This window comes from Citrobacter sp. ABFQG (assembly GCF_004322975.1).
GTDB lineage: Bacteria > Pseudomonadota > Gammaproteobacteria > Enterobacterales > Enterobacteriaceae > Citrobacter > Citrobacter freundii.
Genome location: NZ_CP036435.1, coordinates 3,293,684 through 3,310,198 on the forward strand (window position 1 = coordinate 3,293,684; position 16,515 = coordinate 3,310,198).

Annotated in this window: 17 protein-coding genes and 1 pseudogene; 5 read left to right on the forward strand and 13 right to left on the reverse strand. The window is 50.3% G+C overall.

Going from position 1 to position 16,515, the window contains the following annotated elements:
- Positions 1-29: 29 nt before the first annotated feature.
- The 3 genes from WN16_RS16150 to WN16_RS16165 all read right to left on the reverse strand — a co-directional run bounded on the left by WN16_RS16150 (position 30) and on the right by WN16_RS16165 (position 2,250).
- Positions 30-1,082 carry an NAD(P)-dependent alcohol dehydrogenase gene (locus WN16_RS16150; RefSeq protein ID WP_044700101.1) on the reverse strand — a complete coding sequence of 351 codons (1,053 nt, stop codon included), beginning with the start codon at positions 1,080-1,082 and terminating at the stop codon, positions 30-32.
- A 43-nt stretch (positions 1,083-1,125) separates the two neighbouring features.
- Positions 1,126-1,533, reverse strand: coding sequence for a cupin domain-containing protein (locus WN16_RS16155; protein ID WP_044700102.1), 408 nt, complete (start codon positions 1,531-1,533; stop codon positions 1,126-1,128).
- Between the two features lie 333 nt (positions 1,534-1,866).
- A complete protein-coding gene (locus WN16_RS16165; RefSeq protein WP_044700105.1) occupies positions 1,867-2,250 on the reverse strand; it encodes a VOC family protein in 384 nt (127 codons plus the stop codon).
- Positions 2,251-2,370: 120 nt separating this feature from the next.
- Here WN16_RS16165 and WN16_RS16170 point away from each other — a divergent pair, with 120 nt between their 5' ends.
- Complete coding sequence (locus tag WN16_RS16170) at positions 2,371-3,141, forward strand: DeoR/GlpR family DNA-binding transcription regulator (RefSeq protein ID WP_003843948.1); 771 nt, start codon at positions 2,371-2,373, stop codon at positions 3,139-3,141.
- On the opposite strand, the gene WN16_RS16175 is transcribed toward WN16_RS16170, so the two are convergent.
- Positions 3,138-3,422 carry a Rho-binding antiterminator gene (locus WN16_RS16175; protein ID WP_044700107.1) on the reverse strand — a complete coding sequence of 95 codons (285 nt, stop codon included), beginning with the start codon at positions 3,420-3,422 and terminating at the stop codon, positions 3,138-3,140. The genes WN16_RS16170 and WN16_RS16175 overlap by 4 nt on opposite strands.
- Positions 3,423-3,488: 66 nt before the next feature.
- Positions 3,489-3,719, reverse strand: a pseudogene (locus tag WN16_RS16180) (glutaredoxin domain-containing protein).
- A 114-nt stretch (positions 3,720-3,833) separates the two neighbouring features.
- Between WN16_RS16180 and WN16_RS16185 the strand changes: the two are divergent.
- On the forward strand, positions 3,834-4,397 hold the full coding sequence (locus tag WN16_RS16185; RefSeq protein WP_044700109.1) for a MarR family transcriptional regulator: 564 nt from the start codon (positions 3,834-3,836) through the stop codon (positions 4,395-4,397).
- A gap of 37 nt (positions 4,398-4,434) precedes the next feature.
- Here WN16_RS16185 and mppA read toward each other — a convergent pair whose 3' ends face one another.
- Entirely contained in the window at positions 4,435-6,048 is a 1,614-nt protein-coding gene (mppA, locus tag WN16_RS16190) for a murein tripeptide ABC transporter substrate-binding protein MppA (protein WP_003840789.1), read from the reverse strand.
- A 184-nt stretch (positions 6,049-6,232) separates the two neighbouring features.
- On the opposite strand from mppA, the gene mpaA reads away from it, so the two are divergent.
- Complete coding sequence (gene mpaA / locus WN16_RS16195) at positions 6,233-6,961, forward strand: murein tripeptide amidase MpaA (RefSeq protein WP_003020433.1); 729 nt, start codon at positions 6,233-6,235, stop codon at positions 6,959-6,961.
- Here mpaA and ycjG read toward each other — a convergent pair.
- The gene (ycjG, locus tag WN16_RS16200; protein WP_044700112.1) at positions 6,936-7,901 is read right to left on the reverse strand and encodes an L-Ala-D/L-Glu epimerase; all 966 of its coding nucleotides are present in this window, start codon (positions 7,899-7,901) and stop codon (positions 6,936-6,938) included. The genes mpaA and ycjG overlap by 26 nt on opposite strands.
- 115 nt (positions 7,902-8,016) lie before the next feature.
- Between ycjG and tpx the strand changes: the two genes are divergently transcribed.
- Positions 8,017-8,523, forward strand: coding sequence for a thiol peroxidase (gene tpx, locus WN16_RS16205; protein WP_003020437.1), 507 nt, complete (start codon positions 8,017-8,019; stop codon positions 8,521-8,523).
- 53 nt (positions 8,524-8,576) lie between these two features.
- Here tpx and tyrR read toward each other — a convergent pair whose 3' ends face one another.
- The 4 genes from tyrR to pspE all read right to left on the reverse strand — a co-directional run bounded on the left by tyrR (position 8,577) and on the right by pspE (position 13,184).
- Positions 8,577-10,121 carry a transcriptional regulator TyrR gene (tyrR, locus tag WN16_RS16210; protein ID WP_032935606.1) on the reverse strand — a complete coding sequence of 515 codons (1,545 nt, stop codon included), beginning with the start codon at positions 10,119-10,121 and terminating at the stop codon, positions 8,577-8,579.
- Between the two features lie 147 nt (positions 10,122-10,268).
- Positions 10,269-11,330 carry a YcjF family protein gene (locus tag WN16_RS16215; protein ID WP_003840778.1) on the reverse strand — a complete coding sequence of 354 codons (1,062 nt, stop codon included), beginning with the start codon at positions 11,328-11,330 and terminating at the stop codon, positions 10,269-10,271.
- A complete protein-coding gene (locus WN16_RS16220) occupies positions 11,327-12,724 on the reverse strand; it encodes a YcjX family protein (protein ID WP_044700128.1) in 1,398 nt (465 codons plus the stop codon). Before WN16_RS16220 ends, WN16_RS16215 begins: the two co-directional genes overlap by 4 nt.
- A 142-nt stretch (positions 12,725-12,866) precedes the next feature.
- A complete protein-coding gene (gene pspE, locus WN16_RS16225) occupies positions 12,867-13,184 on the reverse strand; it encodes a thiosulfate sulfurtransferase PspE (RefSeq protein WP_003020447.1) in 318 nt (105 codons plus the stop codon).
- 228 nt (positions 13,185-13,412) lie between these two features.
- On the opposite strand from pspE, the gene WN16_RS16230 reads away from it, so the two are divergent.
- Positions 13,413-14,423, forward strand: a complete 1,011-nt coding sequence (locus tag WN16_RS16230; protein WP_003840773.1) for a LacI family DNA-binding transcriptional regulator — start codon at positions 13,413-13,415, stop codon at positions 14,421-14,423.
- Positions 14,424-14,454: 31 nt separating this feature from the next.
- Here WN16_RS16230 and WN16_RS16235 read toward each other — a convergent pair whose 3' ends face one another.
- Together WN16_RS16235 and WN16_RS16240 are read right to left on the reverse strand one after the other, a co-directional pair.
- Entirely contained in the window at positions 14,455-15,360 is a 906-nt protein-coding gene (locus WN16_RS16235) for an OmpG family monomeric porin (protein WP_088169095.1), read from the reverse strand.
- Positions 15,361-15,425: 65 nt separating this feature from the next.
- The gene (locus WN16_RS16240; protein WP_044700116.1) at positions 15,426-16,508 is read right to left on the reverse strand and encodes an ABC transporter ATP-binding protein; all 1,083 of its coding nucleotides are present in this window, start codon (positions 16,506-16,508) and stop codon (positions 15,426-15,428) included.
- Positions 16,509-16,515 lie beyond the last annotated feature (7 nt).

Consider the following 16,515-nt stretch of genomic DNA (forward strand, 5'->3'; position numbering starts at 1 on the left):
AGACGCGGAAATCCGCGTCTTTTTTGTACTTATTTCAATGAGGCAATATCAATTACAAAGCGGTATTTCACATCGCTTTTCAACATCCGCTGCCAGGCATGATTAATATCCTGAATATTGATCACTTCGACATCGGCGGTAATACCATGCTGACCGCAAAAATCGAGCATCTCTTGCGTTTCGGCAATACCGCCGATAACTGAACCCGCCACAGACCTACGTCCAAGGATCAGGGGAACCGTATTCAGAAACGGATCCAACGCACCGAGATAACCAACCAGCACCAGCGTACCGCTTAGTGCCAGGGTTGGGATATACGGGTTCAGGTCATGAACGTAGGGCACAGTATCGATAATCAGATCAAACTGATTCGCTGTCGCTTTCATCTGCTCACTGTCAGTGGAAAGCACAACATGACTGGCACCCAAACGTCTGGCATCAGCTTCTTTGCCCGGTGAACGCGTAAACAGCGTAACTTCCGCGCCCAGTGCATTTGCAAGTTTGATTGCCATATGCCCAAGTCCACCCAGACCAACAACCGCGACTTTACTGCCCTCGCCTACCTGCCAATGGCGCAGAGGCGACCATGTCGTGATCCCGGCGCAGAGCAGCGGTGCCGCACCGCGTAAATCGATCCCTTCAGGGACCTTCACCACAAACTTTTCGGTAACGACAATTTTGTCAGAATAGCCGCCGAAAGTGGGCAGACCGTCATGACGGTCGATATCGTTATACGTTAGCGTGTTGCCTTCTTCGCAATATTGTTCCAGCCCTTGTTCACAGGCGCTACAGTGTTGACATGAATCAACCATGCAGCCTACCCCTGCGAGATCGCCCACGTTGAATTTCGTTACCGATTTACCAACATGCACCACGCGGCCAATGATTTCATGCCCTGGTACCATCGGATATTTAGCACCGCCCCAATCGTTGTAGGCGTTGTGGATATCCGAGTGGCAAACACCGCTGTATAAAATATCGATAACCACATCATCTTCACGCGGGTCACGACGAACAAAACTATGGGGGACTAAATCTTCTTTCACTGCCAGAGCAGCATAACCCTTCACGTTCATGACCATTGAGATCTCCTCAGGGATTAGGTGTTACCAGAACCAGCATAGTTCAGGGCAGCAGGTTGTACTCAGCGTCGCTAACCGGTTCCAGCCATTCGTTCGACGCGCCAGGGGCAGGGATTTCCACGGCGATATGGGCAAACCAACTATCACACGCAGCGCCGTGCCAATGTTTCATTCCCGCCGGAATATGCACGACATCACCGGTTTCCAGCTCGCGCGCCGGTTGATTCCATTCCTGATACCAGCCTCTACCACCGGTCACCAGCAATATTTGTCCGCCCTCATGATGAACATGCCAGAAGTTACGACAACCCGGTTCAAATGCGACATTGCCAATTACCACACCTTCCATGGAGAGCATGGTCAGATAGCTATCACCAGTGAAATACTTCGCATAAGCTTCATTTTTCTCGCCTCGCGGAAAGACGCTGTTACCATCAAATTGTTCGTTCATAGTGACTCCAGTATGAATAATGTCTGCGGTGTTCGTGCAAGACATTCATCAAAAACCGTACGGGCATAGCAGGACCGGCCGTTCAGACTGCGAGGGAAACCGCAGTATGCATAGAGCTGTGCTTCATTGAGCGTGAGTCCCGCATCCAGTTGGTATTGCATATTCGACTCTCCAGAGCGGTGGCAACATTGCACCACCGGGGGCTGAAAACAGTAAAATTATAGAGACTCGACGTGTCGGTGATTAGAGAGGAAAAGAAGGACAAACTTATGAGCTGAGCTCATCAATAATAAGCAGCAGGTACTCTTTATTTGCAGGTTACTGATTGATGGCTTACGCCACAATCTCGATTAAATTGCCGTCAGGATCTTTTATCACCGCTTCGTAATAACCATCGCCCGTAGTGCGCGGACCTGAGACTAATATCCCCTGTTTCTGCGCTTGCATTGCAACGGCATCAACATTTTCATTGCCGCCAACAGAAATGGCGAGGTGTACCCATCCGCAACGATTATTGTCAGGTTGCTGCCCGACAAGACCCGGTTTGGTCATTAACTCAATTGCAATATCCTCGCCAATTTTGACAAAATAAGATTCAAACCCAGGGTTGGTTTTACTGCAGTATTTCTCGTTGATCTTACCGTCAAAAAATGAGCCCCAGAAGCGAGCTTGCTGCTCGAGATTCTGTGTCCATAACGCCATATGCGCAATTTTCATAGCTTACCTCTTTCCGTTGTATCCAGAATAGTACGGTCCCTGTAAGGGATGTTGACATCGTTAATCATAATGCACGATCATGCACTTTATTGCTCGATGTTTATTTTACCTGGAGTATCTATGCTCGATTACGCCGCATTCCCGGAACAGCGCCAGGCGCTTATCTATCAGATCCTGCAAGAAAACGGCAGAGTCATTTGTTCTGAACTCGCGAACCGATTAGGCGTTTCTGAACATACAATTCGTCGTGACTTGCATGAATTGAGCAAAGATGGCGTATGCAAGAAGGTCTATGGTGGCGCGGTAATTGCACTCCCTGAATCCGAAGACATTGCCGTGCGCAAGGGTATTAATGTGGCCAAAAAGAGCAACATCGCGCAGCGATGTGCCAGACTGGTCAAATCCGGAAGCTGTATTTTTATCGACACGGGTAGCACCAATCTGGCGATGGCAGAAGCTCTGCCCGCCGAACTAGCGTTAACCGTGGTGACAAATTCACCGGAGATTGCCGCCGTTTTGCTAAAAAAACCGCTGTTTGAGGTCATTATGCTGGGCGGCGCGGTACAGAGATCTTCAGGCGGGTGTGTGGGAGCTTCCGCCATCGCACAAGTGCAGGACATTTTATTCGATCAGGGATTTATTGGCGGCTGTGCGATGTCGCCTGAATCCGGCTTAACGGGGTTTGATTACGCGGATTGTGAGTTCAAAAAAGCGGTGATCAAACAATGTAATGAAACTATCGTCGCGCTAACCGCTGAAAAAATCCCAGCCGTCGCCCGATATGTCGTTACCGAAAGCAGCAATATTGATGTAATTGTTGTAGAGGACAACATCAGCAAAGAGTACGCCACAGCATTCCAGGCGCACGACATTCGGATTTATACCGTCTAACCGCGGCAGGCTCTCTGAAAACTTACTGTGCTAAACGTCGCTCCTGGCGTCAGCGCGGTGATAGCTGACAGACAATCCAGACGGATTTTTTGCTGATTTTCAGATTGCCCCACTACCAGAAATTCTTCTTTTTCCACGGTGGTACACGTCGTCAGCGCTTTAGCATCAAAACATGTGCCATCCGTTAGTTCAGTGCGCAACCAATAGTGGTACATGCAGGCGATTTCCAGATAATCATGAAGATCGCAATCTATCGGGTGATACTCTTCGGTCGTGTTCATCGCGTTACCTTCCCCAACGTCTTGTATATTCGGGAAATCGCCAACGCAACTTCCCGAACTATCCAGCTATTTCAACGCTTCAATGGGAGCGCCAAAATTAATATGCAGCACATTGCCGTCAATCACCAGCGCCGGTACAGATTTCACGCCAACCACTTCAGCCTCGGCAACCCGATCAGGATGCTCTCCCAGATGAACCACATCGATTTCAACATCCGCAGACAAGTGCTACAGAAGAGCTTGTTCTGCGGAAACACAAACCGGGCAACCTGCATGATAGAAACGAGCTTTAGTCATGATACATCTCCTTTAAATTATAGTATCGATTCGATACTATAATTTATAGTACGTTGCTTTTATTCTTTGTCAATATAGTTTTTAATCGATACTATATGCCGAGGAGGATTTGTTATGCCCGACATGTCACTTTTCGACGTACTTGACCGGCTTTCCAGCCTGACACGGATGTGGTTTCGCCAGCATCCTTTACTGGTGGATCTTCAGCCAGTACAACTTAGTGCGTTAATGTATCTGGCCCGTTGTAACCGTTATTCCAATACGCCGCTTGGCGTGACAGACTACCTTGGTCTCACCAAAGGTACCGTGTCGCAATCGCTGAAGCTGTTGGAAAACAAAGGGTTGATTGTTCGCAAACCGGATGACCGTGATAAACGTAGCGTCCATCTACACTTAAGTGAGTCGGCCAATACCTTATTGGAAGCCCTGCTGCCCCCCACGTTTTTAGTGGAGGGTGAATCGGCAATGGGTGAACGGGCGAGCGTACTCAGAGAGCTGCTGTTAGAACTGTTACGCGGGATCCAGAGGACCAACAATGTGCCTGGCTTTGGTCTTTGCCATAGCTGTCGGTTCCACCAAAAAATTGACGGCCAGGGATTTTGTAATCTGACGAAAGAGAGATTAAGTGAAGAAGACTCGTTGCTGATTTGCCGTGAGCATCAACCGCCGGAAACGTAGAATGGCTGATGCAAAATCACACCAGCCATTATCTCTGTCAGTGCTTAACGATATACATTGTGCGGCTATAGGCCACATCTTCAGGGTTAGTAATCGGATACCCTTTTAGCCATGGTTTAATTAAACGCCCATTAGTGTACTGATAGATCGGCGCAATAGGTGCCTGTTCCATCAGAATCTTCTCCGCAGCGTTATAATCAGCATTCCGCGCTTTTTCTGTATTCTCCAGAGTAGCCTGGGTCAACACTTTATCGTATGCCGGATTATTAAAGCGGGAGATATTGCCCGTATGGGTCGATGTTAATAATGACAGGAACGTAGAAGGCTCATTGTAGTCGCCCACCCAGGAGGCACGGATCACATCAAAATTACCGGTATTACGGCTGTCGATATACGTTTTCCATTCCTGGTTCTGCAGTTTCACGTCAACACCGAGGTTTTTCTTCCACATAGAAGCCACTGCGATAGCAATCTTCTGATGATTTTCTGAGGTGTTGTACAGCAGCGTCAGTTTAAGCGGTTTCTGTGGGCCATAACCCGCCGCACGCAGCAGCGTTTTCGCCTGCGCATTCAATTCTTCCTGACTCATTTGCTCAAACGGTGAAGGTTCCGGCACAAATCCTGCCGTTACATCCGGCGTAAAATGCCATGCAGGCTTCTCACCGGTACCCAGCACCTTCTCCGCCATCAGGCGACGGTCGATAGTCATGCTGAGCGCCAGACGCACGCGTGAATCGGCAGTCGGTCCCTTCTGGGTATTAAAGGCATAATAATAAGTACCAAGCTGCGGCGGGGTGTAAACCTGACCCGGGATATCCTTCAACAGTTTCTGGTACATATTTTTCGGGAAGGATTCCGTGATATCAATATCACCAGCAAGATAGCGCTTGGTCGCTGCCGATTCCTGGTTAATTGGCAGGAATGTGACTTTTTGCAGCACTGTTTTGGCGTTGTCCCAATAATGCGTGTTCGGGACAACTTCCAGTTTTTCGTTCACGACGCGATTTTTTAGCACATAGGCGCCGTTACCAATCAGGTTGCCCGGTTTGGTCCACTCTTTGCCGCTCTCAACGTTGGCTTTTTGTACCGGATAAAATGCAAAACTCGCCGTCAGATTGGCAAACCAGGGCAGCGGTTTATCCAGTTGAACTTTCAATGTCCGTGCATCGACAGCACTAACGCCAAGTTTATCAGGCGTGGCTTTGCCATCGATAATAGCCTGAGCATTATTAATACCCGCCAGCGCAGCAAACCAGGCAAACGGCGACAGCGTTTTTGGATCAACCAGACGCTGCCAGCTGTAGACAAAATCCTGCGCCGTTACGGGCGTACCATCCGCCCATTGCGCATTGTCGCGCAGCGTAAACGTCCAGATGCGGTTATCGTTACTCTTCCACTGGGTAGCGACGCCAGGTACGATCTCACCCTTCTCATTCTGGTTGACCAGCCCTTCAAATAAATCACGAATTACCTGAATCTCAGGGAGCCCGACGGCCTTTGCCGGATCAAGCGACGCCGGTTCGTCTTTTATATGACGCACTAGTTCTTGTTTCTCTGCCAGAACCGTTCCGCTGGGAACATCAGCAGCCCAGGATAAAGAAATGCTGCTAACCAACAACGCACAACAGGTTACTGAAACAGAATGCTGCATAAGATACCCTCGATTCCGGCTACTAAGTGAATGTGTAATTATTTGTATCGCCAGCAGGAAATGCAATTAACTTCCGACAAGAAAGTGATATTACACCTGAAAAGATAAGTGTGTGAAAACGATTTGATTATCCATACATTTTGCACAACACTGCGAGTAACAATCCAAGCATTCAGAGATGACTATGACCGTTACCCGTCCCCGTGCCGAGCGCGGCGCATTCCCACCTGGAACCGAACATTACGGACGTTCATTGTTAGGCGCACCGCTAATCTGGTTTCCTGCACTGGCAGCCGATCGTGAAAGCGGCCTGATACTGGCGGGAACGCACGGCGACGAAAACTCCTCGGTAGTTACCCTTTCCTGCGCATTGCGTACGCTTAACCCTTCCCTGCGTCGCCATCATGTGGTGCTAGCCGTAAACCCTGACGGTTGCCAGCTTGGGCTGCGCGCAAATGCGAACGGCGTCGATCTTAACCGTAACTTTCCCGCCGCAAACTGGAAAGCAGGCGAAACGGTGTATCGCTGGAACAGTAGCGCAGAAGAGCGTGATGTGGTGTTGTTGACCGGCGATCATCCAGGCTCGGAACCAGAAACCCAGGCATTGTGTCAGCTTATTCACCGAATTCATCCCGCCTGGGTAGTCTCTTTTCACGATCCACTGGCCTGTATTGAAGATCCCAGAAGCAGCGAGCTGGGCGCGTGGCTGGCACAATCGTTTGAATTGCCTCTGGTCACCAGTGTAGGTTATGAAACGCCCGGCTCTTTTGGTAGCTGGTGCGCAGACCTAAACTTACACTGTATAACCGCCGAATTTCCGCCCATTTCATCGGATGAAGCGAGCGAAAAATACCTGCTGGCCATGTCCAATCTCCTGCGCTGGCACCCTAGAGATGGAGCTGCCCGGTCGTAAAATGCAGGGCTGGCACCGCATCGGTGGCAAGCCACGTTGGACCATCAAGATCGGCAAAGCTAACCAGTGGCGTAAGGGGTAATGCCGCGCCGATCGCCCGGGAGGTACACAGCATGCAGCCCAGCATCAGCGCAAATCCCTGCTCGCGTGCTTCGGTTGCCAGCGCGAGCGCTTCCGTCAGGCCGCCTGTTTTGTCCAGTTTGATATTGACCATTTCATAGCGTCCGTGCAGCGCTTTCAGACTGCTACGGGTGTGGCAGCTTTCATCTGCGCAGATGGGCAGCGGATGTACAAAATTCTCCAGCGCGGCATCATCCTGCGCCGGCAGCGGCTGCTCCAGCATCGCAACCCCTAAATCAGCCAGCAGTTGACAGCGTGCCGCAAGGCCTTCTGCCCGCCAGGATTCGTTGGCGTCGACAATAATCGTGGCGTCAGGAACAGCTGCACGAATGGCAACCATTCGCTCACTAATCAAGCGAGCATCCAGTTTAACTTTCAGCAATTTCGCGCCATTTTCCCACAGCGCAGCCGCGCTCGCAGCCATTTGTTCCGGCGAGCCAATCACTACGGTTTGCGCCGTAGTCACCACTTCCGCCAGTTCACTTCCCACTAGTTCCGCCAGCGACTGCTGCTGTTGACGCGCGCTTAGATCCCACAACGCGCAATCCACGGCATTACGCGCTGCACCCGCTGGCAGCTGCTTTTGCAGCTCTTCACGCGTCATTCCGTTTTCCAGTTGTGGCGCAATGCTCATAATTTGCGCCAGCACTGAGGCATCGCTTTCACCGTAGCGCGGGTACGGTGTGCACTCGCCTATACCTGTGATGCCGTTTTCTTCCACTTCGACAACCACCACATGCGCTTCGGTCCGGCTCCCACGGGCAATGACAAAGGGAGTGTGCAGCGGCCAGGCTTCCTCATATACCTTAACTGTTCTCATTTGTTTTCCTTAATGCAGTCCCTGAAGCGGATATCCGCAAATAGCGTTTGCCGTGTTAACTGCTGATGGCATAAACTAGCCTCGACGTTAACTATATGTAAACAGGAAGATAACCATGTCACAAACCGTTCATTTCCAGGGCAACCCGGTTGCAGTTGCCGGCTCTATTCCTCAGGCTGGAAGCAAAGCTCAGGCTTTTACCCTTGTGGCTAAAGACCTGTCTGACGTTACGCTGGGCCAGTTCGCAGGCAAGCGCAAAGTGCTGAATATTTTCCCAAGCATTGATACCGGCGTTTGCGCGGCATCGGTACGTAAGTTTAACCAACTGGCGACAGAAATCGACAATACCGTCGTACTGTGCATCTCAGCCGACCTGCCATTCGCCCACTCTCGTTTTTGCGGCGCGGAAGGTCTGAGCAACGTTATCACGCTGTCCACCCTGCGCAACGCTGAATTCCTGAAAAACTACGGTGTTGAAATCGCTGAAGGTCCGCTGAAAGGCCTGGCCGCACGTGCCGTGGTCGTTATTGATGAAAATGATAACGTTGTTTTCAGCCAGCTGGTCAATGAAATCACCAACGAACCAGACTACACCGCTGCGCTGGACGTACTGAAAGCGTAAGCTGCGTCTGCATACAAAAATGCCTCCGCATGGAGGCATTTTCATTTACGGCATTACTCTTCGCTTTTTTTCTGCTGGCTCAGTCCATACTCACGCAATTTGTTAGCAATCGCAGTATGCGAAACACCTAGGCGCTTGGCCAGCTTGCGCGTGCTGGGATAATTCATATACAGCTGCGTCAACACGGAGCGTTCAAAGCGGCTGGTGATTTCATCCAGCGACCCTTCCATCACCTCTTCTCCGACAGCAACCGTTGCCGCATCGTAATCCGGCAGCAAAATATCCTGTGGTCGCAGCTCATAGCCTTCTAGCTGGGTCAGCGCCCGGTAGATCGCATTTTTAAGCTGACGCACGTTGCCCGGCCAACCATAACGAGTTAGTACCGTGCTGAGATCTGCGGACAGTTTCGGACGCGGCACGCCCTGCTCGTCGGCAAAACGCGCCACAAACAGTTCGGTAAGCGGCATAATATCTTGTGGGCAATCGCGCAGCGGCGGCAGGTTTAGCGTTAGTACATTCAGACGATAATAGAGGTCTTCACGGAAAAGTCCTTTCTGCACCAGTTCCACAAGGTTCTTTTGCGTTGCGCAAATCACGCGAACATCAACATGAACTTCGTGATCTTCTCCCACACGACGGAACGTGCCGTCATTGAGAAAACGCAGCAATTTGGTCTGCATACGCGGCGACATTTCGCCAATTTCATCTAACAGAACCGAACCGCCATTCGCCTGCTCAAAGAAGCCTTTTTTACCTTCTGGCGCATGGCCAAACAGCTCGCTTTCAACCGCATCTTCAGGAATTGACGCGCAGTTCAGCGCCAGATACGGTTTTGACGCACGCGGACTTGCCAGGTGGCAGGCATGAGCAAAGAGATCTTTGCCGGTGCCGGTATTACCGGTAATCAGCAGCGGCGCGCTCAGCGTCGCCAGCTTACGCGCCTGTTCCACCACATGTTTCATTTTGGCGCTGACGGCAATAATCTGGCTAAACGCGCTGAGATCCTGCGTAGTCATATTTTGCAGTTGGCGTCCCATTCGGATAGTGGAGCGCAACATCACCACCGCACCGGTCAGCATCTGCTCCTGATTTTCGCCCTGCAAATGGACAGGCGTAATTTCCATCAGGAAATTCTGTCCGTTAATCACGACATGTTCGCTATGGGAATCCTGCGGATTGCTTTCCAGCCAGCGCTGGAAGTTAAACCCATTGATTAACTGGGCAGCGGTATGATTGCGCATCCGTTCCTGACTGTGGGCGAAAAGCTGACAGCTCGCAGGATTCGCCATCTCGATTTTGCTTTTCATATCCAGAGAAAGGACCGGTTCTGGTAGCGCCTCAAGCAGCGCGCTCAGCGCAAGATGTTCACGCTCTGAAGGCATCCAGGGTACAGTACGCACATCCGTAACGCCTGATATACGGCGGATTTCAGCCATCAGACTGCTGAAGTTGGTGAACTCCAGCTCCGCAAAATTAAGGTAAATTCGCCCGATGGGGTCAATCTCGATACCGCGTAAATCAATGCTTCTCAGCACCAGTAAATCGAGCAGTTCGCGGGTCAGACCAAGACGGTCTTCACAAAAGACTTCCAAACGCATAGGAACCTTCACCTGGACAAGGGATTATGTGTTAAATGATAAGCCAGTATTTGGTTTGCAGGAAGAACTCTGTCAACAAATATTGACAGCGAGCTGGAAAATTGGGCGCCGGGGCGTAAAGTTAAACGATCGGCGCCTGTTTTATAGTTAACTTTCGCGCGGAGATTTATTCTTTTGTAAGGTCTCTTTCACCTGACCAATCAGTTGGCGGCGGAAATCACCCAGCCGTGGCTTATCATCATCGAACCACGGCAATGGTCGGCAAAGTTCCATAGCTTTAATGCCCAGACGCGCCGTTAATAACCCCGCGCCAATGCCCTGAGCTGCACGCGTAGATAAGCGGGCGGCTAAATCCTGCGACATCCAGTCCATTCCTACTTCCCGCACCAGTTCACTGGCCCCGGCAAAAGCGATATTCAACAGCACCAGACGGAACAAACGCAGGCGGCTGTAATAACCCAGCTCAATGCCATACAGCGAAGCAATACGATTAATCAGCCGCAGATTGCGCCAGGCGATAAACGCCATATCCACCAGCGCCAGCGGACTGACGGCAATCATCAGTGTGGATTCTGCCGCTGAACGGCTAATCTCACGCCGGGCTTGCGCATCCAGCACCGGCTGCACCAGATGGGCGTACAGACTAACCACTTCACGATCGTTCTGCGTTTCATGAATTGAGGCATACCAGCGCTGCAATGCCGGATGAGACTGATCGATGCCCGCCTGCTGCGCCAGCTTTTCACAAAATGCACGGCCTTTTCCGGTTCCATGGCTGTGGAGCAGATCTCGCGCTTCATCGCGCTCGTGCGCGCGCTGACGCAATCGCCATAGCCGACGCCATTCGGTCGCCACTGATCCAACCCCTGCACCGATAATCAATGCGCCTGCGGCACATCCTCCCAGCGCGACCCAATCCTGAGTCTGCCAGGCATTCATGGTCCACTGCACACCCTGAGCGACAACGCTCACGCCAAACAGCGCCAGGCCACCCATCACCATCTTACGCCACAGACTACGTTTAGGGCGAAGGGCCGCATCAATAACGGCTTCTGCCTGACCTTCGTCTTCCAGTGGTTCATCCACTGTCGCCGGAGAAAAAGTCTGCGCCTCCGTTTCGTTAAACATCTGCTGCGCTTTAAACGCCGCATTTTGTTCCACATCCAGCGGACCTGAAAAATCGATACGCGGTTTTAACGGCTCGCTCATCGCAATTTATCTCCTATTAAAAACTCCAGCGCGGCATCAAGACGAATATGCGGTAAGGGCTTATCGACATCCATCACCTGCGGGCGAAATGCCTCAAACTGGAAGCCCTGGCTGTCCCAAAATGCCTGTCCAGGTAAACGCGCGGGGACTTCACCAGGATAGACCGTCAGCGGTTCGCCATCGCTCAGACGATTACCACGCAGCGCGGGGATCTTCTCACCCTTCACATCGATCAGGCCGCTGGTGGTTGCCTGCACCGATGCCAGGCCCAGACAATCCATGCTGATACCTTCGAACGCAGCGTTTTGCCAGGCATCCTGGATCAACTGCTGTAAAAGCGACACCATATTGGCGTGCTGATCGACCGTGACATGGTCAGCTTTGGTGGCGGCAAACAGCAGTTTGTCGATCACCGGAGAAAACAGCCGACGAAACAGCGTGCGCTGTCCATAATGGAAACTTTGCATCAGTTGGGTCAGCGCCAGACGCATGTCGTTAAACGCCTGTGGCCCGCTGTTGAGCGGTTGCAGGCAATCGACCAGCACAATCTGACGATCAAAGCGCAGGAAGTGATTCTTATAAAATCCCTTCACGACTTTTTCACAGTAGTAATTAAACCTGTCGCGCAGCATGCCCGCATTGGTGTGTTTATCTGCCTGCGCCAGCTTCGATTCTCCCCAGGCATCAACGTCCGGCCACGGGAAGAATTGCAACGCAGGCGCGCCCGCCATATCTCCTGGCAGAACAAAACGGCCCGGCTGAATAAAGTGCAGTCCCTGCTGCTTGCATTGATGCAGATACTCCGTCCAGGCAGCAGCGATTTCCGCCAGACGGTTTTCGTCAGCAGGTGCCAGTGGATCCAGCCCGTGGCTTAACTGCCGCCATTTTGCCGACCATTCGCCACGCTGACCCTGTAATAATCCGGTCATTTGCCGCGACCAGCTCAAATAATCCTGGGCCAGCATCGGTAAATCGAGTAGCCACTCCCCCGGATAATCGACGATTTCCAGGTACAGCGTGGAGGTGTCTTTAAAGTGGCGCAGTAATGAGTCATTAGACTTGTAACGCAGCGCCAGACGAATTTCACTCACACCGCGCGTTGGTGTCGGCCAGGTCGGCGGAGAGCCATACAGCTGCGCCAGTCCTTCATCATAGGTAAAGCGCGGAATACCAAAATCGCGTTGTGGAACCCGTTTCACACCAAGCAGACGCTCTTCGCGCACGCAACTGAGCAACGGCAAACGCGCACCGGCATGAATATTGAGTAACTGATTAACCATTGCGGTGATAAACGCCGTCTTGCCACTCCGGCTAAGTCCGGTGACAGCCAGGCGCAAATGCCGGTCTACGCCACGATTAACCAGCGAATTGAATTCATTTTTAAGTCGCTTCATCGCCATCCCGTTTTGCTGAAGGAACCGAAGAAATTATAACAAACAGGGAGTAAAGATAGGGGGCAATTCTTACTTATCAACTACCTGAGCTGTATCAGGCGGCATTATTCTTACCGCCTGTAGCAGAATGAATGTGGGCGGTTTATTTATTCTCTACTTTAGGAAGCGCTATCTGATTGATGCCACCTTCGTTGGTCACCTGCGTGTAGCCCATTTCAGTCAGCATATCTTTCGCCTGCCCTGATTGACGCCCGGAGTTGCAATAGAGCTTCACGGTATCGTTCTTATCTGGAACTTCAGTTACGATACGCGCCTTGATCTCTTTTAACGGGATGTTGACAGCCCCCTGAATATGCTGCTGTTGGTACTGTTCAGGAACGCGAACATCAATCCAGTGCTCGGCAGCATAAACCGGCATGCCAATAACCAGTGCCAACGCTAATACGCTTTTCTTCAACATAATATCTTCCTGACTGATAGTTGGATTTAACCCCTACACTATACGCCAGTTCTTAAGAAAATATTGCGACCGCATTATCACCGTCCGCACCCGTGGACGATTGTTCCTCAGCACGCACATAGTGCGATTAGCCTTTTGATTTTCCTACCCGCATTCCGAGATTGTTGTCATTCGCCACTTAACTCCATAATATGTCCGCCATTGACTCTCGGACGGAGCTTGGGATCTATGTCTCCTACCATTTATGATATTGCACGAGCCGCTGGCGTATCAAAATCCACGGTATCGCGCGTGCTTAATAAGCAAACCAACATCTCGCCGGAGGCGCTTGAAAAGGTGCTGCGCGCAATTGATGAGTTACAGTATCAGCCTAATAAGCTTGCTCGCGCGCTTACCTCTTCCGGGTTTGATGCAATAATGGTGATATCTACCCGTTCTGCAAAAACAACTGCCGGTAATCCGTTTTTCTCTGAAGTGTTGCATGCAATTACTGCCAAGGCTGAAGAAGTCGGTTTTGATGTCATATTACAGACGTCGCGAAGCACCGAAGATGATTTACAAAAATGTGAGAGCAAAATTAAGCAGAAGTTGATCAAAGGGATCATTATGCTGAGCTCTCCTGCCGATGAATCATTTTTTGCTCGGTTGGATAAATACAACGTCCCGGTTGTGGTTATCGGGAAGGTTGAAGGTGACTACACTAATGTCTATTCTGTAGACACCGATAATTATCGCGACAGTATTACGCTGACAAATGCGCTGATTGAGAGTGGCCACCGTAATATAGCCTGTTTGCATGCACCGCTTGACGTTCATGTTTCTATCGATCGCGTTAACGGTTATAAATCCAGCCTTCAGGCACATAATATTAAAATGCGCGATGAGTGGGTTATTGACGGGGGGTATACTCATGAAACCGCCCTACTTGCTTCTCGAAAATTACTTAGTCAGCAACCGTTACCCGATGCCGTATTTGCGACAGACAGCTTGAAGTTAATGAGTTTATATCGCGTAGCGGCCGAGAAAAACATTTCCATTCCAAAGCAACTTGCCGTTGTAGGCTATAGTAATGAGCTACTTTCTTTTATGCTCACACCAGTTCCTGGTGGAATTGATGTACCTACTCAGCAGTTGGGTGAACAAAGTTGTAATTTATTATTTAATCTGATTGCAGGTGAAAAAGGATTACAGAATATCACGGTGAGCACGCAAATATCGTTGGCCGATTCACTGGTGTAAAAACAGGGGCATAATAATGCCCTGTTCATTTTTAGAATGCGTAGTTCACGCCTATACCAGCATAATGGAACCTGTCGCTTTCACCTTCGTCATGATCTTCCCACTCATAAGCATACTCCAGAGACATTGATAAACCGTTCTGGAAATCATACGCATACAGTAAACCGAGGCGATTGAAATCATGGCCTTCGCGTTCAGGATCATCCTGCCAGTCCCAGTTTGACCAGCGATCAAGCCCGATACGGGTATACGGCGTCAGGGTTGTATTGCCGAAGGACAGAGGCAGATAAGCACGAATTTCCTGGGTTGAGAACTCACCATTATTACGCGAATCTGCCAGATTAAAGCCGCGTTCAAGGTAATAGTTGACCGTTAACCCTACTGTTTCGTTAAACGTATAATTCAACCCGCTCTCACTTTCGACGCGGCTATCAGAGTAGCCGGTGGTGCTCAAATCATTAACGAATTGATACATCGCAAACCAGCCGCTAAAGCGCAGGTCATCGGTAAGTTTAACATCCCAATCTGGCTGCACTTTCCAGAGCTGCATATTAGCTGTGTCTTTTCCGGGTTCATTGACATAGTGATAACCGTAATTACGGAAGCCACCGGTCAGGCCGAAATTAACATTTTCGCTTTCAAGGAATTGATAGCGGACTTCCAGTTCAGGGCGGTCAAACCACGTACCGCGCTTACCCTCGCTGTAATCAACCGGTCCTTCCTGGTAATAGGCCAGCGATATTTTCCACGGCCCATTGGACGCATTAAAATAGACGGACGGCTCAGCCAGCCCATCCATATCTTCGCCCTGACCTTCAACATTTTCTATTTCGTACATAGCACCAATATTAAAGTGCCAGTCATTCTTTTCAGCAGCCTGCGCACAGGCCATTCCTGCGCTGATAATCAGCGCAGTCGCGGACAGTAGGGTTTTCATTATTATTCCTTGTTAAAATACTCGCAAAAATGCCCCAAGGCTTGGGGGGGATACCCCCCGAAATTTTATTGAATAGCCACTTCAGTTTCAGCATCAAAGAAATGGCATTTCGCCATATCAAAATGAATAGTGATATTTTCTCCTGCGTGATAATCATTCACTGCACCGGCACGGACCACCAACTCATGCCCCCCAACAATGGTATAAAGCATAAATTCAGCGCCAGTGAGTTCTGCAACGCTAATTTTTGCCGATACACTATTTTCATTATTAAGCTGCGGATGGATATCCTCAGGGCGAATACCCAGCGTGATCGCCTGATGTTCATAACCCTGCGTTTTTAATTGTGCTAATTTATTCTCTGGAATCGTTAATTTTAGTGTTTCAGTAACAAACTTATCACCGTCAATCGCGCCACGAATAAAGTTCATGGCCGGTGAGCCAATAAATCCTGCGACAAACATATTTGCTGGGTGGTTATAAACTGTTTTCGGCGCACCGACCTGCTGAACAATACCATCCTTCATAATCACAATACGCGTCGCCATCGTCATGGCTTCTGTTTGATCGTGGGTAACATATATCATGGTGGTATTGAGTTTCTGATGCAGCTTGCTTATTTCTGCCCGCATCTGTACGCGAAGTTTGGCATCGAGATTCGATAAGGGTTCATCCATCAGGAAGACCCCTGCCTCACGAACAATCGCACGCCCAAGTGCCACTCGTTGACGCTGACCACCGGATAACGCACCCGGTTTACGTTGCAGATAATCGCGCAGGCCAAGGATTTGCGCCGCCCAGTTGACACGTTCCTCAATCACTGCAGGGGCAATTTTCTGCATTTTCAGGCCAAACGCCATGTTGTCATAGACTGTCATGTGCGGGTACAACGCATAGTTCTGAAAGACCATCGCAATGTTGCGCGATTTCGCCGGCACATCGTTCATCCGTTTACCGTCAATCAGCAGATCGCCACCGCTGATCTCCTCCAGACCGGCGATCATGCGCAACGTCGTTGACTTCCCACAGCCTGAAGGGCCAACAAAAACAATAAACTCTTTGTCTTCAATTTCCAGATTGAAGTCTTTAACGACGTGTACCTGGTTGTCGTAAATTTTTTGAATGTGTTGCAACGAAAGCTGTGCCATGTTGAAT

What these genes read in the sequence shown, in the direction of transcription:
- WN16_RS16150 (WP_044700101.1), bottom strand. Translation starts at nt 1,082, where the DNA reads ATGGTCATGAACGTGAAGGGTTATGCTGCTCTGGCAGTGAAAGAAGAT.
- WN16_RS16155 (WP_044700102.1), bottom strand. Translation starts at nt 1,533, where the DNA reads ATGAACGAACAATTTGATGGTAACAGCGTCTTTCCGCGAGGCGAGAAA.
- WN16_RS16165 (WP_044700105.1), bottom strand. Translation starts at nt 2,250, where the DNA reads ATGAAAATTGCGCATATGGCGTTATGGACACAGAATCTCGAGCAGCAA.
- WN16_RS16170 (WP_003843948.1), top strand. Translation starts at nt 2,371, where the DNA reads ATGCTCGATTACGCCGCATTCCCGGAACAGCGCCAGGCGCTTATCTAT.
- WN16_RS16175 (WP_044700107.1), bottom strand. Translation starts at nt 3,422, where the DNA reads ATGAACACGACCGAAGAGTATCACCCGATAGATTGCGATCTTCATGAT.
- WN16_RS16185 (WP_044700109.1), top strand. Translation starts at nt 3,834, where the DNA reads ATGCCCGACATGTCACTTTTCGACGTACTTGACCGGCTTTCCAGCCTG.
- mppA (WP_003840789.1), bottom strand. Translation starts at nt 6,048, where the DNA reads ATGCAGCATTCTGTTTCAGTAACCTGTTGTGCGTTGTTGGTTAGCAGC.
- mpaA (WP_003020433.1), top strand. Translation starts at nt 6,233, where the DNA reads ATGACCGTTACCCGTCCCCGTGCCGAGCGCGGCGCATTCCCACCTGGA.
- ycjG (WP_044700112.1), bottom strand. Translation starts at nt 7,901, where the DNA reads ATGAGAACAGTTAAGGTATATGAGGAAGCCTGGCCGCTGCACACTCCC.
- tpx (WP_003020437.1), top strand. Translation starts at nt 8,017, where the DNA reads ATGTCACAAACCGTTCATTTCCAGGGCAACCCGGTTGCAGTTGCCGGC.
- tyrR (WP_032935606.1), bottom strand. Translation starts at nt 10,121, where the DNA reads ATGCGTTTGGAAGTCTTTTGTGAAGACCGTCTTGGTCTGACCCGCGAA.
- WN16_RS16215 (WP_003840778.1), bottom strand. Translation starts at nt 11,330, where the DNA reads ATGAGCGAGCCGTTAAAACCGCGTATCGATTTTTCAGGTCCGCTGGAT.
- WN16_RS16220 (WP_044700128.1), bottom strand. Translation starts at nt 12,724, where the DNA reads ATGAAGCGACTTAAAAATGAATTCAATTCGCTGGTTAATCGTGGCGTA.
- pspE (WP_003020447.1), bottom strand. Translation starts at nt 13,184, where the DNA reads ATGTTGAAGAAAAGCGTATTAGCGTTGGCACTGGTTATTGGCATGCCG.
- WN16_RS16230 (WP_003840773.1), top strand. Translation starts at nt 13,413, where the DNA reads ATGTCTCCTACCATTTATGATATTGCACGAGCCGCTGGCGTATCAAAA.
- WN16_RS16235 (WP_088169095.1), bottom strand. Translation starts at nt 15,360, where the DNA reads ATGAAAACCCTACTGTCCGCGACTGCGCTGATTATCAGCGCAGGAATG.
- WN16_RS16240 (WP_044700116.1), bottom strand. Translation starts at nt 16,508, where the DNA reads ATGGCACAGCTTTCGTTGCAACACATTCAAAAAATTTACGACAACCAG.